General features: G+C 60.7%; 19 protein-coding genes. 11 read left to right on the top strand and 8 right to left on the bottom strand.

Annotated elements, in window-relative coordinates:
* Positions 1 to 120: 120 nt before the first annotated feature.
* Positions 121 to 1194, bottom strand: coding sequence for a recombinase RecA (gene recA / locus A3OQ_RS0104780; RefSeq protein WP_020174224.1), 1074 nt, complete (start codon positions 1192 to 1194; stop codon positions 121 to 123).
* A 268-nt stretch (positions 1195 to 1462) separates the two neighbouring features.
* Here recA and A3OQ_RS0104775 point away from each other — a divergent pair, with 268 nt between their 5' ends.
* From A3OQ_RS0104775 to A3OQ_RS0104765, 3 genes are all read left to right on the top strand, one after another.
* A complete protein-coding gene (locus A3OQ_RS0104775) occupies positions 1463 to 1906 on the top strand; it encodes a hypothetical protein (protein ID WP_152428318.1) in 444 nt (147 codons plus the stop codon).
* 431 nt (positions 1907 to 2337) lie between these two features.
* Positions 2338 to 2838, top strand: a complete 501-nt coding sequence (locus A3OQ_RS0104770; protein ID WP_026595503.1) for a hypothetical protein — start codon at positions 2338 to 2340, stop codon at positions 2836 to 2838.
* A 180-nt stretch (positions 2839 to 3018) separates the two neighbouring features.
* The gene (locus A3OQ_RS0104765) at positions 3019 to 3333 is read left to right on the top strand and encodes a hypothetical protein (protein ID WP_026595502.1); all 315 of its coding nucleotides are present in this window, start codon (positions 3019 to 3021) and stop codon (positions 3331 to 3333) included.
* Positions 3334 to 3789: 456 nt separating this feature from the next.
* On the opposite strand, the gene cckA is transcribed toward A3OQ_RS0104765, so the two are convergent.
* The gene (gene cckA, locus A3OQ_RS0104755; RefSeq protein WP_026595501.1) at positions 3790 to 6303 is read right to left on the bottom strand and encodes a cell cycle histidine kinase CckA; all 2514 of its coding nucleotides are present in this window, start codon (positions 6301 to 6303) and stop codon (positions 3790 to 3792) included.
* A 291-nt stretch (positions 6304 to 6594) separates the two neighbouring features.
* On the opposite strand from cckA, the gene A3OQ_RS0104750 reads away from it, so the two are divergent.
* Together A3OQ_RS0104750 and A3OQ_RS0104745 are read left to right on the top strand one after the other, a co-directional pair.
* Positions 6595 to 6855, top strand: a complete 261-nt coding sequence (locus A3OQ_RS0104750) for a hypothetical protein (protein WP_152428317.1) — start codon at positions 6595 to 6597, stop codon at positions 6853 to 6855.
* A 163-nt stretch (positions 6856 to 7018) separates the two neighbouring features.
* Entirely contained in the window at positions 7019 to 7972 is a 954-nt protein-coding gene (locus tag A3OQ_RS0104745) for a flagellar biosynthetic protein FliO (RefSeq protein WP_020174217.1), read from the top strand.
* Positions 7973 to 8067: 95 nt separating this feature from the next.
* On the opposite strand, the gene dksA is transcribed toward A3OQ_RS0104745, so the two are convergent.
* Together dksA and A3OQ_RS0104735 are read right to left on the bottom strand one after the other, a co-directional pair.
* Positions 8068 to 8487 carry an RNA polymerase-binding protein DksA gene (dksA, locus tag A3OQ_RS0104740; protein ID WP_026595500.1) on the bottom strand — a complete coding sequence of 140 codons (420 nt, stop codon included), beginning with the start codon at positions 8485 to 8487 and terminating at the stop codon, positions 8068 to 8070.
* Positions 8488 to 8608: 121 nt separating this feature from the next.
* Positions 8609 to 9820, bottom strand: coding sequence for an NADP-dependent isocitrate dehydrogenase (locus A3OQ_RS0104735; RefSeq protein WP_020174215.1), 1212 nt, complete (start codon positions 9818 to 9820; stop codon positions 8609 to 8611).
* Between the two features lie 183 nt (positions 9821 to 10003).
* On the opposite strand from A3OQ_RS0104735, the gene A3OQ_RS0104730 reads away from it, so the two are divergent.
* Both A3OQ_RS0104730 and A3OQ_RS0104720 read left to right on the top strand, forming a co-directional pair.
* The gene (locus A3OQ_RS0104730; RefSeq protein WP_020174214.1) at positions 10004 to 11209 is read left to right on the top strand and encodes an acetyl-CoA C-acetyltransferase; all 1206 of its coding nucleotides are present in this window, start codon (positions 10004 to 10006) and stop codon (positions 11207 to 11209) included.
* A gap of 191 nt (positions 11210 to 11400) precedes the next feature.
* Positions 11401 to 13611 (top strand): 3-hydroxyacyl-CoA dehydrogenase NAD-binding domain-containing protein, encoded by a 2211-nt coding sequence (locus A3OQ_RS0104720; RefSeq protein ID WP_020174212.1) that lies wholly within the window; start codon positions 11401 to 11403, stop codon positions 13609 to 13611.
* Positions 13612 to 13643: 32 nt separating this feature from the next.
* Here A3OQ_RS0104720 and A3OQ_RS0104715 read toward each other — a convergent pair whose 3' ends face one another.
* From A3OQ_RS0104715 to A3OQ_RS0104700, 3 genes are all read right to left on the bottom strand, one after another.
* Positions 13644 to 14522, bottom strand: a complete 879-nt coding sequence (locus tag A3OQ_RS0104715; protein ID WP_020174211.1) for an aldo/keto reductase family oxidoreductase — start codon at positions 14520 to 14522, stop codon at positions 13644 to 13646.
* A 217-nt stretch (positions 14523 to 14739) separates the two neighbouring features.
* Positions 14740 to 14946, bottom strand: a complete 207-nt coding sequence (locus tag A3OQ_RS0104705; RefSeq protein ID WP_020174209.1) for a hypothetical protein — start codon at positions 14944 to 14946, stop codon at positions 14740 to 14742.
* A gap of 104 nt (positions 14947 to 15050) precedes the next feature.
* Complete coding sequence (locus A3OQ_RS0104700; protein WP_026595498.1) at positions 15051 to 15362, bottom strand: ArsR/SmtB family transcription factor; 312 nt, start codon at positions 15360 to 15362, stop codon at positions 15051 to 15053.
* 111 nt (positions 15363 to 15473) lie between these two features.
* Here A3OQ_RS0104700 and A3OQ_RS0104695 point away from each other — a divergent pair, with 111 nt between their 5' ends.
* The gene (locus tag A3OQ_RS0104695; RefSeq protein ID WP_020174207.1) at positions 15474 to 16538 is read left to right on the top strand and encodes an alkene reductase; all 1065 of its coding nucleotides are present in this window, start codon (positions 15474 to 15476) and stop codon (positions 16536 to 16538) included.
* An 82-nt stretch (positions 16539 to 16620) separates the two neighbouring features.
* On the opposite strand, the gene A3OQ_RS0104690 is transcribed toward A3OQ_RS0104695, so the two are convergent.
* A complete protein-coding gene (locus A3OQ_RS0104690; RefSeq protein WP_020174206.1) occupies positions 16621 to 17883 on the bottom strand; it encodes a penicillin-binding protein activator in 1263 nt (420 codons plus the stop codon).
* Between the two features lie 442 nt (positions 17884 to 18325).
* On the opposite strand from A3OQ_RS0104690, the gene rsmI reads away from it, so the two are divergent.
* The 3 genes from rsmI to A3OQ_RS0104675 are packed head-to-tail and all read left to right on the top strand — an operon-like array spanning position 18326 to position 20629.
* Positions 18326 to 19237 carry a 16S rRNA (cytidine(1402)-2'-O)-methyltransferase gene (rsmI, locus tag A3OQ_RS0104685; protein WP_040580574.1) on the top strand — a complete coding sequence of 304 codons (912 nt, stop codon included), beginning with the start codon at positions 18326 to 18328 and terminating at the stop codon, positions 19235 to 19237.
* Positions 19200 to 19610 carry a YraN family protein gene (locus A3OQ_RS0104680; RefSeq protein WP_020174204.1) on the top strand — a complete coding sequence of 137 codons (411 nt, stop codon included), beginning with the start codon at positions 19200 to 19202 and terminating at the stop codon, positions 19608 to 19610. The genes rsmI and A3OQ_RS0104680 overlap by 38 nt, the downstream gene beginning before the upstream one ends.
* Positions 19611 to 19663: 53 nt before the next feature.
* Positions 19664 to 20629 carry an NUDIX hydrolase gene (locus A3OQ_RS0104675; RefSeq protein ID WP_020174203.1) on the top strand — a complete coding sequence of 322 codons (966 nt, stop codon included), beginning with the start codon at positions 19664 to 19666 and terminating at the stop codon, positions 20627 to 20629.
* Positions 20630 to 20658: the final 29 nt, after the last annotated feature.

The raw sequence follows: 20658 nt of genomic DNA, 5'->3' as shown, positions 1-20658 counted from the left end.
ACGACAACGAGTGGACAACAACAAAGGCCCGCGCATGGCGCGAGCCTCAAATCTTTATTCGTTTGGCCGAACCAGACGGCTCAGGTTCCAGGCTTTACTGGCGCATGATCCTCTTCGGCTTCATGCGTCTTCGGCATCTTTCGGATCCGTATCGTTCAGAATCCGGTCAGCGATGAGCCCCGAATTCTCACGGATCGCCTGTTCGATCCGGGCGGCCATCTCGGGATTGCCCTGCAGAAAGGCTTTGGCGTTCTCGCGGCCCTGGCCGAGCCTCTGGCTGTCGTAGGAAAACCAAGCGCCGGATTTCTCGACGATCCCGGCCTTGACGCCCAGATCGATCAATTCGCCGGTCTTCGAGATGCCCTGACCGTACATAATGTCGAATTCGACCTGTTTGAAGGGCGGCGCAACCTTGTTCTTGACCACTTTGACGCGAGTCTCGTTGCCGGTGATTTCCTCATGCGCCTTGATCGAGCCGATGCGGCGGATGTCGAGCCGGACGGAAGCGTAGAATTTCAAGGCATGGCCGCCCGTCGTCGTCTCCGGGCTGCCATACATCACGCCGATCTTCATGCGGATCTGATTGATGAAGATCACCATGGTGTGCGAGCGCGAGATCGAGGCGGTGAGCTTGCGCAAAGCCTGGCTCATGAGACGGGCTTGGAGGCCTGGCTGGCTGTCACCCATTTCGCCGTCGATTTCGGCCCGCGGCGTGAGCGCGGCGACCGAATCGATCACGAGCACGTCGATCGCGCCGGAGCGCACCAAAGTATCCGTGATTTCAAGCGCCTGCTCGCCGGTGTCGGGCTGCGAGATCAAAAGGTCGTCGAGATTGACGCCGAGCTTGCGGGCATAGATCGGGTCGAGCGCATGTTCGGCATCGATAAAGGCGCAAACGCCGCCCTTTTTCTGCGCTTCGGCGATGACGTGGAGCGTAAGCGTGGTCTTGCCCGACGACTCAGGTCCGTAAATCTCGATCACCCGGCCGCGCGGCAGGCCGCCGACGCCAAGCGCGATATCGAGGCCGAGCGAGCCCGTCGAAATGGTCTCGATCTCCACCGCCTGCTGGTTCTTGCCGAGGCGCATGATCGAACCTTTGCCGAAGGCCCGTTCGATTTGCGACAGAGCGGCGTCGAGCGCCTTCGTCTTGTCCACGGAGGTTCCTTCTACGAGGCGGAGATTCGCTTGAGACATCGCGGGCTTTCCTTCTGACACGGGGGCGGGCGGCGTTGCAATGACGGTGGGGCGCTTTGACATGGATGCGGCAATTCCGTTGTGAGAATGCGCCAATGTACCCCGTTTGTTCCGATTTGAAAAGTTCTTTTTTCGTTCCAATTAGGCCCTTACAAACTGACAGTCGTGAAGCTTTGCTGTTCACAGTTTAAGCTGTGCTTGTTTCCCTATAAGTGCAAAACACAAACACATTTGCCAGTTTGCAGAATCGTGATACATGACAATTGCCATGACCGATTCCCCCAAAGAGACACTCGAAAAAAGCCGCGCCGATCTACTCGCTGCGCTGGATTCCAAAATCGGCGAAATGCCGGAATGGAAAGCATTCCGGGCCATTGATAGCGCTCTCATGGCCTGGCAGCCGACTATTGCCGTCAAGAATATTCGGATTGTGGAGAAGGTCCCGCCTCGTAGGGCGCAGTCTTACACAGATCTCGCTGTGCAAGCGCTGGAAGCCGCTAAGCGTCCTCTTTCCAGTGATGAATATATGGATTTTGTACGCAGTCGCCGCGTGATTGGAGGGGATCTGAAGCAGATCAAAATCAGCGCGACCTCGGCCCTCAGTAAGGATCCACGATTCGTTAATATCCCTTGGCGCAACGGGCGGGCTTGGTGGCTTTCTGGACAGCCAATCCCCCTCGATGGACCTTCATTGGAAGAGCTTATGAGGTAGAGAAATTCCGGCTGCATCGGGCCGTGTACACCGTTGCAGTCGGCAGCCGCCACGAAGGCGGCATGGTAAGTGGTCGCCACGGCCACGCTGCGTACCATCGGGGCGGTCACGGTAAGCCCCTTTGGAATTCGGAGGACCTGTCGATGCAACAACGACGATAGGCACTCACGGCGCGCCGCTAGTTCGAGCTGGCGGCGCGCCATTTATATACTAACTCCTTGAGTCCGTTGCAATATCTCTTTATTTTGAGTCGAAAGATTCGCTTTATCAAGGACTTGAGTCATGGCATCCAAGCCTCCGAGCAACCGAACCGGATAAAGCCGAAATCGCTTTTTCGTTCTCATTGCTCCTTTTTCCGGCTTCTCTTATTGCTCCGCCCATGGCGCAGAATTTGCTTTATTTTCGCGCACATTCACTCGATCGGGGCGGGCATGGCCGAACCTTACAAAGTCCGCGTCGTCCAGGACGATCTCATCAATTTCGGCGAAGTGCCGCCCGAGGTGAACGAGATCTTGCAGAAGGGCGTCGCTCTCTACCGGCATGATCGCGACGGCGCCGATATCGCTTTTCGTCAGGCGCTGGCGCTCGCGCCTGACTGTCTCCCATCGTATCTCTGCCTCTATAAAATCCACACCTATCAGGGTAATCTCGACGCGGCGCTGGACATTGCCCAGGAAGGCCTCGCGGAGGCTGCGCGCCAAGCCTGCCTCAATCCCGATTGGCAGATGTGGAAGGCCGAGCAGTTCTCGGAAGACGTCAACAGCCCCGGCCATTTCGCGCTCTATACGCTTAAAGCGCTGGCCTTCATCCATCTGCGCCGCGACGAAGCGGAGATGTCGCGCCGGCTTCTGGCCAAGCTCGGCGATCTCGGCGCCATGGAGAAAGTCGGCGGCACGGTGATCGCGGCGCTCGCCGACGGCAGCAGCGCATAGCGCTGAAAAGCCAAGCCTTTCCGCCTCGGCGGGAGGGCTCTATTCAGCAAAGAACCGGGTTTTTGTTGCCGAAGCTCCGAGCCGGGCTTATGGAATGAAACTTGAATGAGTCCCGCGGCGGAGGCTGAGATCGCCTCTCCGCCGGCCGAGATCGGTTATCATCGAAAGACGAGAGCACAGATGGAACGCGTATTCATCAGAGAAACTTCGGATGGCCGCAAAATCGAAGTGATCGACGGTTGGGTCTGCCTCGACGGCAAGCAGATCGCCGATACGCTTATCGATGTGAAGAATCACCCGAACAAAGAAGCGATCTATTTCTCGCTGCCGAATGCCGCCTTTATGGCAGGCCCGATCGTGCTGACAGCCGAGGAAGCCTCGGTGGCGCGCGGAGCGATCAATATTGCGAAACCGCTGAAGAACGATCGCGTCCAGATCGAAGAGCGCTTCCGCAAGGCCTGGAACGCCCGCAACCACGAAGCGGGTATCGAATAAGGGCCAAGCCCTTCTTGCCAATCCTTCTGCAATAGGCCCGGGCATGACCTGGGCCTATTCGTTTTGGATAGGCCCGGTGAAATGTTCGGCGGCACGCGGGAAAGGGCATTGCGAAGCGGGCTGTCTATCTGCATGACGCAGTCACACCTCGCCATTCATCTCTTGGCGGCGAGTGTGGCGAGCGGATCGCTTTAGTCAACGATCGCTTCGCGACCGCCTATGGCGGCGAGCCGGAGGCTCGTCATTGACAAAAACGGGTCCGCCTCGCCGAAAATGTCCGCCGTTGGATGAATGGGTTCGAAAATGAGGCTCGATGGACCGCTTCCGCCCGCGCATGGTGCCGGCATCCACGCCTAGACGCTGATCAATAAGACGTGGATGGCCGGGTCAAGCCCGGCCATGACACAATTGAAAGTCAGTTGTTCTCGAAGTGAGCAAGGTGAAAGCCGCCTCGCCTCACCCCTTATGCTCCTTCACAGCTTCAATGAGCTGTTTCAGCGAGAAGGGCTTGGGCAAAAAGCCGAAGGCTTCGCCTTCGGGCAGGTTTTTCGCAAAGGCGTCCTCGGCATAGCCCGAGACGAAAATGACTTTCGCGGTGACTCCGCGCTTGCGCAATTCGCCGAGCATGGTCGGTCCGTCCATCTCGGGCATGACGACGTCCGAGACGATGAGATCGATGGCAGTTGGGTCCTTATCGACGATCTCCAAAGCATCCATGCCCGTCGCGGCCTCGATGACGGTATAGCCGCGTGCCGTCAGCGCCCGCGCGCCGAAGGCACGCACGGCCTCTTCGTCCTCGACGAGCAGAATGGTGCCATGGCCGGTGAGATCGGCGGACGGCGCCTTTGCGACCTCCTTCTTGACCGGCTCTTCGTTCTCGTCGGGGATATGGCGCGGCAGAAGAATATGGAAGGTCGTGCCTTCGCCGACGGTCGAATCGCAAAACACAAAGCCGCCCGTCTGCTTGACGATGCCATAGACCATGGCAAGCCCAAGCCCCGTGCCTTTGCCGACCTCCTTGGTGGTGAAGAAGGGCTCGAAGATCTTGTCCTTCACCTCGGGCGAAATGCCCGAGCCATTATCCTCGACATCGACCGCGACGTAATCGCCGGGCACCAGCGATTTCTCGTTGAAGACGGCGCAATCCTCCGGCGTGATATTGCGCGTGCGCAAGACGATCTGGCCGCCATTCGGCATGGCATCACGCGCATTGACGATGAGATTGACGATCACCTGCTCGAATTGATTGAGATCGGCTTTCACGAGCCAGAGATCGCGGCCGTAGCGCAGATCGAGCGTCACCTTCTCGCCGACAAGGCGCAGGAGAAGCATCTGAAGGTCGGAGAGCACGTCGCCGAGCTGGAGGACCTGCGGCCGCAATGTCTGGCGGCGTGAGAAAGCCAGAAGCTGACGCACCAGACCCGCGGCCCTGTTGGCGTTCTGCTTGATCTGCATAATGTCCTGAAAGGACGGATCGGTCGGCCTGTGATTGGCAAGCAGCAGGTCCGAATAGCCGATGATCGCGGTCAGAACATTGTTGAAATCATGCGCGACGCCGCCGGCAAGCTGGCCGATCGCCTGCATCTTCTGCGATTGGGCGAAATTTTCCTGCAGCGTTCTTTGCTCGGTCGTGTCGAGCGCATAGACGGTCGCACCGGTGCCATTGAGCTCTTCGGACGGCGACACGAAGAGCCTCGCCGAATGCTGACCCTCGCCTTTGAGACCGACATCGATCGGCGCTATGTCGCTCTTGGCTTCAATCGCCGCCGTCACGGCGGCGGCGACCGCCGGATGATCGCGATCGACGACGCCCGCATAGATCGAGCGGTCGAAGCCGCTGTCGCCGCGCTTCAATGCTTCCGGAATGAGCCGTGCGAAAGCGGCGTTGGAGCGCGTGATGCGGCCGGAGGCATCGACGGTCGCGATCGCAACGGGCGTCGAATTGAACACCCGCGCGAAACGCACTTCGGCGGCGCGCAGATCCTCGGCGGGCTCTTCGCCCGAAGCCCGGTTCAAAACGAGCGTGCGCGAAATGCCGGGCGTGCCGTCATGCGCGAAGGCGACGCGATGCAGGAGCCGCACCGGAATGCTTTGACCGCCGCGGTTCTTGAGATCGATATCGAAGCGCTCGGTGCGGACTTCGCCGGGGCTGCCGATGACGGAAGATAAAAGCGAGGCCCCGCCGCCCGCGATGAAATCCGACAGGCTCAAGCCGCCGGAGCCGACCTGCGCCAGATCGTAATCGAGCCAGTCGGCGAGCGTCGCGTTCATATAGGAGACGTCGCCATATTGGTCGCAGGAGAAAAAACCGGCCGGCGCGTGATCGAGGAAATCGATCGCATGCTGGAGTTCCTGGAACACGTTTTCGTGACGTTCGCGCTCGCGCGTAATGTCGGCGACCGTCCAAAGCGTCACCCTTCGCCCGCGTGCGAAAGAAAGAGGCCTGACCCTGATGCGATACCAGCCGACCCAGCCCTCGCCCGTCAAAGGCGGGCTGAGGCGGAGCTCCTCGCTATTGCGTTTGCCTTCGCGCGCGGCCTGGGCGAGGCGATAGATGGCTTCGGACACTTCCGGCGTCCCGGTAAACAAGCGTTCGACGGCGCGCAGATCGGCGGTATCTCTGGCGCCGGACAGCGTCATATAGGCATCGTTTGCATAGAGCATCTTGCCGTCGGCCTCGGTGACGACAAGGCCTTCCTGGCCGCTGTCGCAGACGAGTTTGGTGACGTCGTTGCGCGTCGCCTGCCCGGCAAATTGCAGGAAACCGACGGCATAGGCGAAAAGTGCGAAAATGCCGATGACGGCGAGGAAAGCCAAAAGCCCGATGATGAGATTGGCCGCTTGCTCGCGCGGCAGCAGCGAAAAGGCGGCCGCGATCGCGACGAGAAAGGCCGCGAACAGAAGCACGAGGCCGGGGCTTCCGGAACGTTCCGTCCGGTCAAGGACGGCGGGAATCGGCTGGTCGCTCATGCGGTCACCCACGCCTTTGCGGCGTTCTTCGGACGCAACGTGCCGCCCGTCCGGCGAATCGTCTTTCATCTATAATCGATTTGGCCGCGGTGTGCCCCTGTTCCTTCACGGCTTCTGACATTATTTCGAAACCTGACCTGTGCACGCATGACCCGTTTTGATCGACGTCATCGACGAAGATTAAACCATGGGGGAGACCAATACTGGCTCCGCAACGAAACATGCTATAGCGCGTTGAAGAACCATCATATGTCCGATTGCCTTTCGGACGAATCGCTCTTGGAGGCGGCAATGAAAGTGACCTTGATGCTCGGCCTCGCGATGGCTGCCGTCCTCGGCGCTCTCCCGGCTGGAGCACAGCCCTTTTATCAATATACTACCGTCTACGGTGCGCCAGTACCTTATTCGCCTTGGGCGCCGGGTGCCCGCGGGCCTTCGGCGGAGCAATGGACGCAAGAGGAATATCATCAGTCCGGAACTTTGGGACGGATGGGACTCGGTGCGAGTCCCTATCATCCCGAGGGGCCCGGCAATTTTTCGTCTCCCCGCTGAATTGCGATTCACTGGCCGGCGGTCCGATCCGTCGGCCGGTAGTGCTCAAGCTGGGGACGGCACCCACTTAGAGAATCGTTAACCATTGATTTACCTTGTTTGCACGGATAGCAGAATGTCGTGTTAATGTTATCGTAGTCGAGTTTTTGAGTGAGCCGACCCTATGTTGGGGTTTGACAAGTTTTTCGAGAATAAGACGCTGATGTTTTCGGCGGGAGCGGTCGCATTTCTCGTTGCGGCTCTGCTCATCTTATTCATTTTCCGCTTGGCCTTCGGCCGCAGGCTTCATATGCCGGGCGGCAGGACGCGTCAGCCGCGCCTCGGCGTGGTCGATGCCTTCGACCTCGACAGGCAACGCCAGCTCGTCCTCATACGCCGGGACAATGTCGAACATCTCGTGATGATCGGCGGTCCCAATGACGTTTTGATCGAATCGGAGATCGTCAGGGCCGAGGCGCGGGAAGCTGCGCGGCCACGCGACGAAGCTGTGCGACCGCGCGACAAAGAGCCGACGGTTGCGCCTCTGTCATGGCCAGGTGGCCAGACCCCGCCACCCGCCGCGCCCCCGCCTTCCATCCCCGCCGAACCGAAACTCGTGCCGGAAGAGCCCGTCGCCGCGCGGGAGCAGGCAACGCCGCCCCCTCCAACTCAGGCTCCGACCGTGGCTCCCTCGCCGACGCCGGCGGTTGGCCCGGCTGCACCCGCTCGGCCGCCCTTCCTGCCGCTGCCGCCCCGCCGGACCACGGTTTCGCCGCCGTCTTTCGGCCCGAAACCCGCCGCTCCACCCCTTGGGTCAGCGGCCGAGGGCACCACTGTAGCGCCTAGCGCGCCCTCGGTGGCGCCAAGAACGCCGACCACTCCACCGTCATTTTTACGGCCGCGCCCCGTGCCTAATCCCGTGACCGCCGCACCTGCGCCCAGCGGACCTGCCGCCGGGCCCGGGGGCCAGGTCCCCCCCGTCGCGGCGCCCGCTGCGGCAGCAGGCCCGTCGGAAGCGCCAGCTGTGGCCTCTCCGCCGTCTGACAAATCCGACAAGGCGCCGACGCCATTGGACGCTCTCGAATCGCTCGAAGAGGAAATGGCGAAATTGCTCGGCCGCAATATGAAGGAATCTTGAGCCGGAGACCGTATTCGGCTCAGGCGCATCGCCTCTCCGGTTTTTCGCGCCCCATCTGATTCGAAAAGTTCGCAACTTTTCCGATCAGGACATGCTCACGGATCCCGATAGACCTTTTCGCGCCGCTCGTGGCGCTCTTGCGCCTCGACCGACAAAGTCGCGATCGGCCGGGCATCAAGCCGTTTGAGAGAGATGGGCTCGCCCGTCTCCTCGCAATAGCCGTAAGTGCCTTCGTCCAGGCGCTCGAGCGCTGCCTCTATCTTGGAGATCAGTTTGCGTTGCCGGTCTCGGGCGCGCAGCTCGATGGCACGGTCGGTTTCCGACGATGCCCGGTCGGCGAGATCTGGATGGTTTTCGTTTTCGCTCTGCAAAACGACCAGCGTTTCGCGGCTTTCCTTCAGAAGATCTTCTTTCCACGCGAGCAGCTTGCGACGAAAATATTCGCGCTGCCGATCATTCATGAAGGGCTCGTCTTCGGATGGCCTGTAGTTAGTGTCGAACGTATCCGCCGCCATCGTGTTGAGTATCCGAATAACCCAAACGCCGGTCCTTATAGCGACACGCGCGGCGGCATACAATCATTTCGAGCACCCCCAAAAGGCTTATTTACTTGATTTTTGGGGCTTCATCCCCGAATCAGGCCATCGCTTTGCGCAAGTTTTCATCGATCTTGTCGAGAAAGCCGGTGGTCGAGAGCCATTTCTGGTCGGCGCCGACAAGCAGGGCTAGGTCTTTCGTCATGAATCCGTCCTCGACGGTGGCGACGCAGACTTTTTCCAGCGTGTTGGCGAATCGTGCCAGTCCCTCGTTTCCATCGAGTTTCGCCCGATGCGCCAGGCCGCGGGTCCAGGCGAAAATCGAGGCGATCGAATTGGTCGAGGTCTCTTTGCCCTTTTGGTGCTCGCGATAGTGCCGTGTCACGGTGCCATGCGCCGCCTCCGCCTCGACGGTCTGGCCATCCGGCGTCATCAAAACCGAGGTCATAAGACCGAGCGATCCGAAGCCTTGCGCGACCGTGTCGGACTGCACGTCGCCGTCATAATTCTTACAGGCCCAGACATAGCCGCCGGACCATTTCAGCGCCGAGGCGACCATGTCGTCGATCAGCCTATGCTCATAGGTGATGCCGGCTTCGGTGAATTTCGCCTTGAACTCGTTTTGGTAGATTTCCTCGAACAGATCCTTGAAGCGGCCGTCATAGGCCTTGAGAATCGTATTCTTGGTCGAAAGATAGACCGGATATTTGCGATTGAGCCCGTAATTCATAGAGGCGCGGGCAAAATCCTTGATCGAATCGTCGAGATTATACATGGAGAGCGACACACCCGGGCCGGGGAAGTTGAAAACCTCCTTCTCGATAACGGTGCCGTCCTCGCCCTCGAATTTGATCGTCAGCCGGCCCTTGCCGGGTACCTTGAAATCGGTCGCGCGATATTGATCGCCGAAGGCGTGGCGGCCGATGACGATCGGCTGCGTCCAGCCAGGCACCAAGCGCGGCACGTTCTTGCAGATGATCGGCTCGCGGAAAATGACGCCACCCAGAATGTTGCGGATCGTGCCGTTCGGCGATTTCCACATTTCTTTCAGCTTGAATTCCTCGACACGCGCCTCGTCCGGCGTGATCGTGGCGCATTTGACGCCGACGCCGTATTTTTTGACCGCATTGGCGCAATCCACCGTCACCTGATCGCGCGTCGCGTCGCGATTTTCGATCGAAAGATCGTAATAATCGAGATTGATATCGAGATAGGGATGGATCAGCTTATCGCGGATATAGTGCCAGATGATCCGGGTCATCTCATCGCCATCGATCTCGACGACGGGATTTTCGACCTTGATCTTGCTCATGCGGACGGCCTCTAAAAAACAGCTGGAAAGGCGAAGTGCTCCCTTAGCACCGCTCCAAAGTTAGGCAAAGCAGTCCATTCAGGGGAGCCTCATAAGATCGGCTTTTAGACCGGCTCGCCCTCCCAAAAACGTGATTATCACCTATTTCCTATTGCAGCGCCTATCCCGAGCTGGAGAATGACCATGGATGCTTTCATCTTCGATCATGTCCGCACGCCGCGCGGGCGCGGCAAACCGGATGGCGCGCTGCACGAAGTCTCCACATTGGGCCTTGCCGCGACGGTGCTAGCCGCACTCAAGTCCCGCAATCATCTCGACACCAAGCTTGTGGACGATGTGGTGCTGGGCTGCGTCGATCCGGTCGGCGAAGCCGGCGGCGACATCGCTCGCGCGGCAGCGCTTACGGCCGATTACGGCGATCACGTGCCGGGCGTCCAGATCAACCGCTTCTGCGCCTCGGGCCTCGACGCGGTCAATTTCGCCGCCGCGCAGGTGATGGCCGGGCAACATGATCTGACGATCGGCGGCGGCGTCGAGTCGATGAGCCGCGTCGGTCTTTCAGCCTCTGGCGCCGCCTGGCCGGTCGATCCGGCAATCGCGATCAAATCCTATTTCATGCCGCAGGGAATCTCCGCCGATCTCATCGCGACGAAATATGGCTTCTCCCGCGACGATGTGGACGCCTATGCCGTGCAGTCGCAGCAGCGCGCGGCCGCTGCCTGGGAAAAAGGCTATTTCACCAAGGCGATCGCGCCGGTGCGCGACATCAACGGCATGCTGATCCTCGACCGCGACGAACATATGCGGCCTTCGACCGATATGCAGTCGCTCGCGGCTTTGAAACCCTCGTTCACCATGATGGGCGAACAAGGCGGTTTCGATGCCGTCGCGGTCGACGCGCATCCCGAGATCGAAGCGGTGAAACATGTGCATCACGCCGGCAATTCGTCGGGCATCGTCGATGGCGCCGGTGCTGTGCTGATCGGCTCGAAGGCAGGCGGCGAGGCGGCTGCGTTGAAACCGCGTGGGCGCATTCGCGCTTTTGCGACGATCGGCTCGGAGCCCGCTTTGATGCTGACCGGCCCCATCGATGTGACCAGGAAAGTGCTTGCACGCGCGGGCATGAATCTTTCCGATATCGATCTTTTGGAGGTCAACGAGGCCTTTTCGGCGGTGGTGCTGCGCTTCTGTCAGGCTTTCGACATCGGCACCGACCGGCTCAATGTGAATGGCGGTGCCATTGCCATGGGTCATCCCTTGGGCGCAACGGGGGCCATGCTGATCGGCACCGCGCTCGACGAATTGGAACGCAGCGGCAAGGCCACGGCGCTCGTCACAATGTGCATCGGCGCCGGCATGGGCACGGCGACCATCATCGAGCGGGTATGACGGATTTTTGGATAGCGCACATTTAAAGCAGTGAACGTTTATGAAGAATCATCGAGCGGCGTCATGCGCGGACTTGATCCGCGCATCCAAGCACAACTCTTTTCAAGGCGCCTGGATGGCCGGGTCAAGCCCGGCCATGACGCGGTTGAAAGTTTGATGTTCTAGGACCGAAAAAAGTGGAGCGACAGAACATGGACATCAAAAACTTCCGCTTCGACGTCGACGCCGACGGCATCGCGCTTCTCTCCTGGGACATGCCCGAGCGCTCGATGAATCTCATCACCGAGCCTGCGATGCGGGAAGTGGATTCCGTCATCGATCATGTTGTTGCCGACGCCGCGATCAAAGGCTGTGTGATCACCTCGGCCAAGGACACGTTTTCCGGCGGCGCCGATCTCTCCATGCTGCAGGCCATCGCCGAAGCCTATAAGCAGGCGCTGGCCGCGCACGGCGAAGACGAAGCGATGAAAGGTTTCTTCGAGGCCTCGCGTAGTCTTTCCGTGCTCTACCGGAAACTGGAGACCTGCGGAAAGCCCTTCGTCGCGGCGATTAACGGCCTTTGCCTCGGCGGCGCTTTCGAGATGGCGCTTGCCTGCCATCATCGCGTAATGGCCGACGGCGACAAGGTCCGCGTCGGGCTGCCCGAGATCAAGATCGGACTTTTTCCAGGCGCCGGCGGCACGCAGCGCGTCGCGCGCCTCATGCAGACGGGCGATGCCTTGCAGATGATGTTTCGCGGCGAGCAATTGCGCCCCGCCGCCGCCAAGGCCATGGGCCTCGTGCATGAGGTCGTGCCCGCCGCCGAGCTGATCGATAAGGCGAAAGCCTGGATCAAGGGTGGCGGCAAAGCCGTCGCGCCGTGGGACGAACCCAATTTCAAACCGCCGTCGGGAAAAGTCTTCTCGCCGCAAGGCATGATGGTCTGGTCGGCGGCGAATGCCATCTACCGGCGCGAGACGCATGATAATTATCCAGCCGCCAAAGCGATCCTTCATGCGGTCTATGAGGGGCTGCAAGTGCCCTTCGACATTGGCCTCAGAATCGAATCGCGCTGGTTTGCGAAGATCCTGCGCTCGCCCGAAGCCAAGGCGATGATCCGCACGCTCTTCGTCTCCATGGGCGAATTGAACAAGGGCGCGCGGCGGCCGGCGCATGTACCGCCCTCGGCGCCCAAAAAACTTGGCGTTCTCGGCGCGGGTTTCATGGGCGCGGGGATTGCGTATGTCACGGCTCTCGCCGGTATCGATGTCGTTTTGATCGATAAGGACCAGGCGACCGCAGACAAGGGTAAAGCCTATGCGGAAGCCTCGATTTCGGGGCAGGTCTTGAAGGGCAAGGCGAAGACAGCAGACAAGGAAAAACTCCTGTCGCATATCAAGCCCTCAGCCGATTACGCCGATCTCGCAGGCTGCGATCTCGTGATCGAAGCCGTGTTCGAGGATCGCGCCATCAAGGCCGAGGTCACGCAAAAGGCGCAGGCCGCGATGAGCGAGAGCGCGATCTTTGCGTCGAACACCTCCACCTTGCCGATCACTTCGCTCGCCGAGACTTTCGCGAGTCCGCAAGATTTCATCGGCATTCATTTCTTCTCGCCGGTCGAGAAAATGCTCCTGGTCGAAGTCATCCTCGGCGCGAAGACGGGCGACCGCGCGCTGGCTGTCGCGCTCGATTATGTCCGCGCGATCAAGAAGACGCCCATCGTCGTCAACGACGGGCATGGGTTCTTCGCCAATCGCTGCGTCAATAATTATCTGCGCGAAGGTCATCTCATGCTGCTCGAAGGCGTGCCGCCGGCGCTGATCGAAAACGCCGCGAAAATGGCGGGCATGCCGGTCGGACCTTTGGCGCTCTCCGACGAGGTTGCGATCGACCTCGTCTATAAGATTCTGAAGGCGATGAAGAATGACCTCGGTGCCCTGGCCGTCGATGCGGCTCAGGAAAAACTGCTTGAGGCCATGGTCGTGACGCATGGGCGGCAGGGCCGTAAGAACCGCAAAGGCTTTTACGACTATCCCGAAAAGGCCACGAAGAGCCTCTGGCCTGGCCTTGCCGATTTGCAGAACGTGAAGCGTGATCCCGAGACAGTCAGCTTGGATGAATTGAAGCAGCGCTTTCTTGCCGTACAGGCGGTCGAAGCGATCCGGACCATGGAAGAAGGCATTGTGACGGACCCGCGCGAGGCCGATGTCGGTTCGATCATCGGCTTCGGTTTCGCGCCTTTTACAGGCGGCGTGCTGAGCTATGTCGACGGGATGGGCGCGGCAGCATTTCTTGCGCTGTGCGAGACGCTAGCCGCCAAACATGGCGCGCGCTTCGCGCCGCCGCAGCTCTTGAAAGATCTCGCCGTCACAGGCGAGAGTTTTTACGGACGCTTTGCAAGCAAGGCGAAGGCCGCGGCGTAGCCCGGGCCAGGAGAGGCGTCTCGCCCGCCCCGTCAGGCGGACTCGGCGTTCGCTATATGATCCAACTCCTTGAGCGCGTCATCCGGCAACGCCCAGTTCGCCGCGGCGAGGTTCTCTTTCAAATGCGCGACAGACGCAGTGCCGGGAATGAGAAGAATGTTGGGCGCGCGATGCAGGAGCCACGCAAGCGCGATCTGCATCGGCGTGGCACCGAGGCGCGCCGCGACGTCGGACAAGGTGGACGATTGTAGCGGATTAAAGCCGCCGAGCGGAAAGAACGGCACATAGGCGATACCGTCGCGAGCGAGGTCGTCGATCATGGCATCGTCATCGCGATGCGCGAGATTATAGTAGTTCTGCACGCAGACGATCTCGCAGATGCGGCGGCCTTCCGCGATCTGCGTTGGCGTGACATTGCTCAGCCCGATGTGACGGACCAAACCTTTTTGCTGCAACTCGGCCAAAACCGTCAGCGGCGCTTCGATCGACCCCTCGGCAGGGCCATGTATGCTGAACATGCTCCGCAGATTGACCACGTCGAGCACATCCAGACCAAGATTGCGGAGATTGTCGTGGACGGCCTGCGTCAGCTCCTCCGGCGAGAAAGCCGGGATCCAGGATCCATCCGCGCCGCGTTTTGCGCTGATCTTGGTGACGATGGTGAGATCGCCGGGATAGGGGTGCAGCGCTTCGCGGATGAGCCGATTGGTGACATGCGGGCCGTAGAAGTCGCTCGTGTCGATATGGTTCACCCCGCTCGCCACCGCTTCGCGCAAGACCGCCAGCGCCGCGTCACGATCCTTGGGAGGCCCGAACACGCCAGGCCCTGCGAGCTGCATGGCGCCATAGCCGAGCCGCTTCACGCTACGGCTGCCGAGCGGGAACACACGGGACGGGTCAATGCTGTCCATGGGCCATCTCCTTTAAAGATGGCCTTTATTAGAGGTTACCGACATATGCGAAAATCGCATAGATCTGCACGGGCTGTGCGGAAATGCGAACAGTGAAGATAAGATCGGAGGAATCTCAACGCGCGGTCGCGGTCGCGCGTGGAGGTTTCGTGGCGGCGCGCGAACGGCGGCAGCGTGCCGTCATCACGCGCGCGATGCGCCAAAAACGCTCTTCGATTTAATAGTTGCCGCTTCCGACCAAGGGATGGATGCCATTGTCGGCGCGGCCGTGACGGTGTGCGGGCGGCGCGTGGTTGCGCTTCGCGGCTTGCACGACGGCGGCCGCTTTCGACACCGAAACCGTATGGGGGCCAACCATCGGCAGAGCGGAGGCCGCGCCGCTTCCGATCGCGCAAATGAAGATCACGGCAAGACCATATCGCATGGGTCACCTCTTTCGAGCCGGGCCGCCCTTGGCGTTCGGCACCGCCTGGATATTTAGCACGGTTTGGTCCGGCGGCGAGGAGGTGCTCGGCTTATTCGCGCGGCCTAACCCCGATCCTTCGGCGCGAAGTCCAGCACGGTTTTCAAAAGCCCGGGGAAAACCTGGTCGAGCTCCGGCCGCAAGGACACGAAGCAGCGTGTGCCTTCCTTGCGATGGCTGATGACGCCGGCCTCGCGCAACACCTTCAGATGATGGCTCAAGGTCGAGCTCGCGATGTCGCAATCGAAGGCGCTGGCGCTGTGCTCGCCCTCATCGCTAAGCGACGCGACGATGGAAAGCCGCACCGGGTCGGCCAGCGCCGCCAGCACCGCTTCGAGCCTGATCCCGTTCACATCCGGGTGATCCAATTGTTTCATCTGAAACAGAGCCTATATTCTAAATTCGACGAACATCGAAATAGATGGGTGGCGCGAGCGATCTGTCCAAGATGGTCGGCAAAATCTTAATCCAACTGAGGCACCCCGCTTATGCCCACGCTTTTCGATCCGCTGACAGTCGGCGATCTCACCCTTTCCAATCGCATCGTCATGGCGCCGCTGACGCGGACGCGCGCTGTCGACCGCCGCATCCCCAATGCGCTGATGCGCGATTATTACGTACAGCGCGCCTCCGCCGGCCTCATTCTCAGCGAAGCGACGTCCGTCACGCCGATGGGCGTCGGCTATCCGGATACGCCCGGCATCTGGTCGCCGGAGCAGGTCGCGGGCTGGAAAGAGATTACCGATGGCGTCCGGGCCGCGGGCGGAAAAATGTTCCTGCAACTCTGGCATGTCGGCCGGGTCTCCGATCCCGTCTATCTCGACGGGGCGCTGCCGGTCGCGCCAAGCGCCATCGCGCCCGGCGGCCATGTCAACTTGCTCCGGCCGGAAAAGCCATTTGTGACACCACGCGCGCTCGAACTCGACGAGATCCCCGGCATTATCGAGGCCTATCGCAAGGGCGCCGAAAACGCCAAGACGGCCGGTTTCGACGGCGTCGAGCTCCACTGTGCCAACGGCTATCTGCTCGACCAGTTCTTGCAGGATTCGACCAATAAGCGCACCGACATCTATGGCGGCTCGCTCGAAAACCGCGCCCGCCTGCTGCTTGAGGTGACCGATGCCGTCGTCGCGGTCTGGGGCGCCAATCGCACCGGCATGCATCTTTCGCCGCGCGGTGACCTGATGAGCATGGGCGACAGCGATCCGGCCAAAACCTTCGGCTATGTCGCAAGCGAACTCGGCAAGCGCAAGCTCGCCTTCATCTGCGCCCGCGAACATTTGGGCGACGACCGGCTCGGGCCGCAGCTCAAGAAGGCCTTTGGCGGCGTCTTCATCGCGAATGAAGGCTTCACCAAGGAGACGGCGGAAGAGGTCTTGGCCAAAGGCGAAGCCGATGCCGTCGCCTTCGGCAAGGACTTCATCTCGAACCCGGATCTCGTCGAGCGGTTCAAGGCCAATGCGCCGCTAAACAAATGGAATCCGGCGACCTTCTACGCCTCGGGACCCGAGGGCTATATCGATTATCCCGTGCTCGACCGCGCCGCGGCGTGAAGTTGGTTCAGCGTCATGGCCGGGCTTGACCCGGCCATGACGATCCTAGAGCTGCGCGCTTTTGCTGCTTCCGATCCTTCCGCTAAGTCGCGGATGGAATGCCGGCGAAGCTCTTGGGTGCCGGGCTTAAAGGCACGGCGCCGCCGTTGTTGATCTGCAGCACCGACAGGCCGCGCTCGTTTTCGCCATTGGTGCGGAAGCGGAACACGCCGTCGGCGCCGTTGAATCCGGAATGATTGGTCAGCACCGTTTCGGAAAAGCGTTGCGAGCCCTGCATGCGCGCCAAGGCGGCGGCGAGCGAGACGGCATCATAGGACAGAGTTGCGATGCGGGTCGGATCCGAGCCGAATTTGGCGCGATAGCGTTCGGCGAAGGAATTGAATCCGTTATTTTCCGGCGCAGCGAACCAGGCATCCTGCAAGGCCGGCAGTTTCATGACCCGCGCGTCGTTCCAAATGCCGGTTCCGAGGATCTGGATCTTCTTGCCGTCTATGCCGGCAGCGACCAAGGCCTGCGACATGGCCGGCATGGCATCGGCCTGTTCGGGAATGAAGAGCGAATCGATCTGACCGCCGAGCGCCGCGATCTTCTGAACGGCGGCATTGAGCGTTTGCGCATTATAATGCTCGATCTCCATCACGCGCATGCCGCGGCGCGCTGCTGCCTGCTGGAATTCGGCTTCGGCGACGCGGCCGTAATCATTATCCGGGATCAGAGCCGCAATCGATTTCTTGCCCCGGGACGCCGCGAAATCGATGACCCGGTCGACGTAATTCTCAATGAGGAAAGACAAGAGATAGAGGTTCGGTCCCGCCGCCGAGGCATCCGTCGAAAAGGCGATGACGGGTTTGCCCGCGGCGCGCGCCACCTGCGCGACCTCGCGCACATTGGGCGCAAAGAGCGGCCCTAGAAACAACTCGGCGCCATCGGCAACCGCCGCCTGTGCCGCCGCACGCGCGCCATCCGGCGTCGAATGATCGTCTTTGATCAAAAGCGTCAGGTCATTGTTGCCGGCTTCGGCCATGGCGAGTTCCGCCGCATTGCGCAGCGACGTCCCGACCACGCTCGGACCCGAGGACTGGGTCAAAGGCACAATCAGCGCGACTTTGACGGGGCCCGAGCCGATCGTGTCCGGCCCGGCGGTTCCGGGCAAAGGTTGCGACTCGACTTTCGATGTCGGCGCCGAGAGCGAAAAATCGCCGGCCTGATTGCCGCCCCCGCCGCCCGTCGGCAGGCAGGCGGCCAGCATCGAAGCTGCGCCGGTGATCGCAAGGGCAGCCAAGAGCCGCCGCAAGATCAGGGGAAAAATGGAAGGTCTGGACCCGCCCCGCGGAAAACCCTTCATGAAATTCTTTCTATATGCCGATGGAGACGCCCTTCCACCGCATCCGATGCGAGACCACTGGCTGATGTCAATCTTTCGAATCCGACGCAGCCGCCAATCTCACTATCAAGATCAAATCGGGCAAGTTCTTGCTGAACCCTCGCGGACCGCCCTTTTGCTAGGCCATATTATCGCGCCGCCGCCAACCGAAAGTAAATTACACCGGTTTCCACCGAATCCTATCTACGGAGCAAATCCGGGCCCGCCGCCCGGCCAAAATCGTTTGGCACGGCCTCGGATGAAAATCCGTGTGTTGATTTCCTCCCGGAACGTTCTATAAATAGAACGAATGGATGATTTATCGAACAGTGTCCATAGCGCCCATTGAACATATCTGATCGTTGACACCCACCCTTTGTTGCGGGAGCGGGATTTGGCCCAGGGCAATCGTCTTTTCACTTCGATCCAGCCGGGGGAGAAATCTCCCGAGACGCAGAGTTTCACCGCCTTTGGCCTGCGCGCCGAGGCTGAACCGCTTCAGCCAGGCCTGCACGTGGTTGCGACCCCCATCGGCAATCTCGGCGATATTTCGTTCCGGGCGCTCGCGACCCTGGCCGCCGCCGACGCGGTGATCGCCGAAGATACGCGGGTCACGAAGACCCTTCTCGCCCATTACGGGATTTCGACCCCGCTCGTCGCCTATCACGAGCACAACGCCGCCGTGATGCGGCCGCATCTTTTGGCGCGCCTCGCGGAGGGGGCCGCTCTGGCGCTCGTCTCCGATGCCGGCACGCCGCTTGTCTCCGACCCGGGGTTCAAGCTCGTGGCCGAGGCCGTCGCCGCCAATATAGCGGTCACCTCGATCCCCGGCGCCTCAGCCGTGCTGGCGGCGCTCGTCGTCGCGGGCCTGCCGACTGATCGCTTCTTTTTCGAAGGCTTTTTACCGGCGAAAAGCGCCGCGCGGCGCCAGCGCATCGCCGAACTTGCGTCGATCCCCGGCACGCTTGTGTTTTTCGAATCGCCCCGCCGCGTCGCCGAATGTCTCGCCGATCTGACCGCCGTCCTCGGCCAGCGGGAGGCGGCGCTCGCCCGCGAACTGACAAAACATTACGAGACGGTCCGGCGCGGCAAGCTCGGAGAGCTCGCCGAAGCGCTTGCCGCCGAGCCTGCACCGAAAGGCGAGATTGTCTTGCTAGTCGGGCCGCCTCTCGACGATGAACCCTTATTGCTTCAAAGCAATCTCGATGATCTGATCGGCAAGGCTCTCGAAACGCATTCGGTCAAAGATGCTGCCGCCCTTGTCTCCGCCGAAACCGGTCAGCCCCGCCGCAAAGTCTATGCGCGCGCGCTCGAACTCAACGCGCGCGAAAAGTGACACCGGACGGTCGAAACGCTTCGCGGCGCTGAAATCCGGCTTTCGGGCCGAACGGATCGCCGCTCTGGCGCTGCGGCTCAAGGGCTATCGGATTCTGGCCCTGCGGTTTTTGGCCAAGGGCGGCGAAATTGACATCATCGCGCAACGCGGCGCGACCATCGCTTTTGTCGAAGTGAAAACGCGGCCGGATCTGCTCGCGGCCATGACGGCGATCGATCCGGCAAAACAGAGGCGGATGTCCCGCGCAGCGCGATTTTGGCTTGTAAAGCATCCTTGGGCAGCGCGATTGACGCTACGCGGCGATGCTATCTATGTCGTGCCCTGGCACTGGCCGCGTCATATCGTTGCCGCACTTCCTCTGGATTTGGAGTAAGCAATCTTTATCCGGCGCGATTTGCGCCGATGCCCTCGGAAAATATTTGGTAAATGGACGTTATCGATAAAAAAGAGCCGCGGCACGCCGGGTCCGCCCCGGGGCCGGCCCATTCAGGCCGTGGGATCGAAGCCGATCTCATCGCGGTGCTCGTCGCCGTGACCGCGGGCGAGCCGAGGGTTTTGACGATTCAGGACTCGCGCGCTTTGCCGTCCGGCCTTTTCGAAATGTCGCATCGTTCTCTGCAATCTGGCCTGCGCGCCTGGGTCGAACGCCAGACCCATCATCCGCTCGGCTATGTCGAACAGCTTTACACATTTGCCGATCGCGATCGCGCCGGCAGCGGCCCGCCCGCTATTTCGATCTCCTATCTCGGCCTTACCCATGAGCTTCCGGCGGCGGGAGAATATGAAGCGAGCTGGCGCAGCTGGTACGCCTATTTTCCCTGGGAAGATCATCGCATCGGGACGCCGGCCATCCTCGAAACCCACCTTCTGCCGAAATTGAAAGCCTGGGCGCAAGGCGCGCAGAGTGAGGCGCTTACAGCCGCGCGCTTGCAGCGGATTGCGATCACATTCGGCGCCGACGGGCGCAAATGGAACGAGGAATTGGTGCTGCAGCGCTACGAGCTTCTTTACGAGGCTGGCCTCATTCCGGAAGCTGCGCATTCAGCTGCGACGCCGGTGCCGGGGCAAGCGATGATCCTCGATCACCGGCGCATTTTGGCAACCGGCATCGCGAGGCTGCGAGCCAAGATCAAATATCATCCCGTCGTCTTCGAGCTCATGCCCGAGACCTTCACGCTTTTGCAATTGCAGCGCTGCGTCGAGGCCTTGGCCGGGCGGCTCGTCCATAAGCAAAATTTCAGGCGGCTGATCGAGCAGCAGGAACTTGTCGAGGAAACCGGCGAAATGAGCCAGGATACAGGGGGAAGGCCGGCCAAGCTTTTCCGCTTCCGGCGCGACGTTCTGGCCGAGCGGGCCGTCGTCGGCACGAAGCTCCCACTTTCGCGCACTTGACAAAACTTATACTCAACCCCAGCATATAC

Origin of the sequence: Methyloferula stellata AR4, assembly GCF_000385335.1 — a bacterium.
Classification (GTDB): Bacteria; Pseudomonadota; Alphaproteobacteria; order Rhizobiales; family Beijerinckiaceae; genus Methyloferula; species Methyloferula stellata.
The sequence above is the reverse complement of the archived record's forward strand: the minus strand, read 5'-3'. Positions and strand labels throughout refer to the sequence as shown.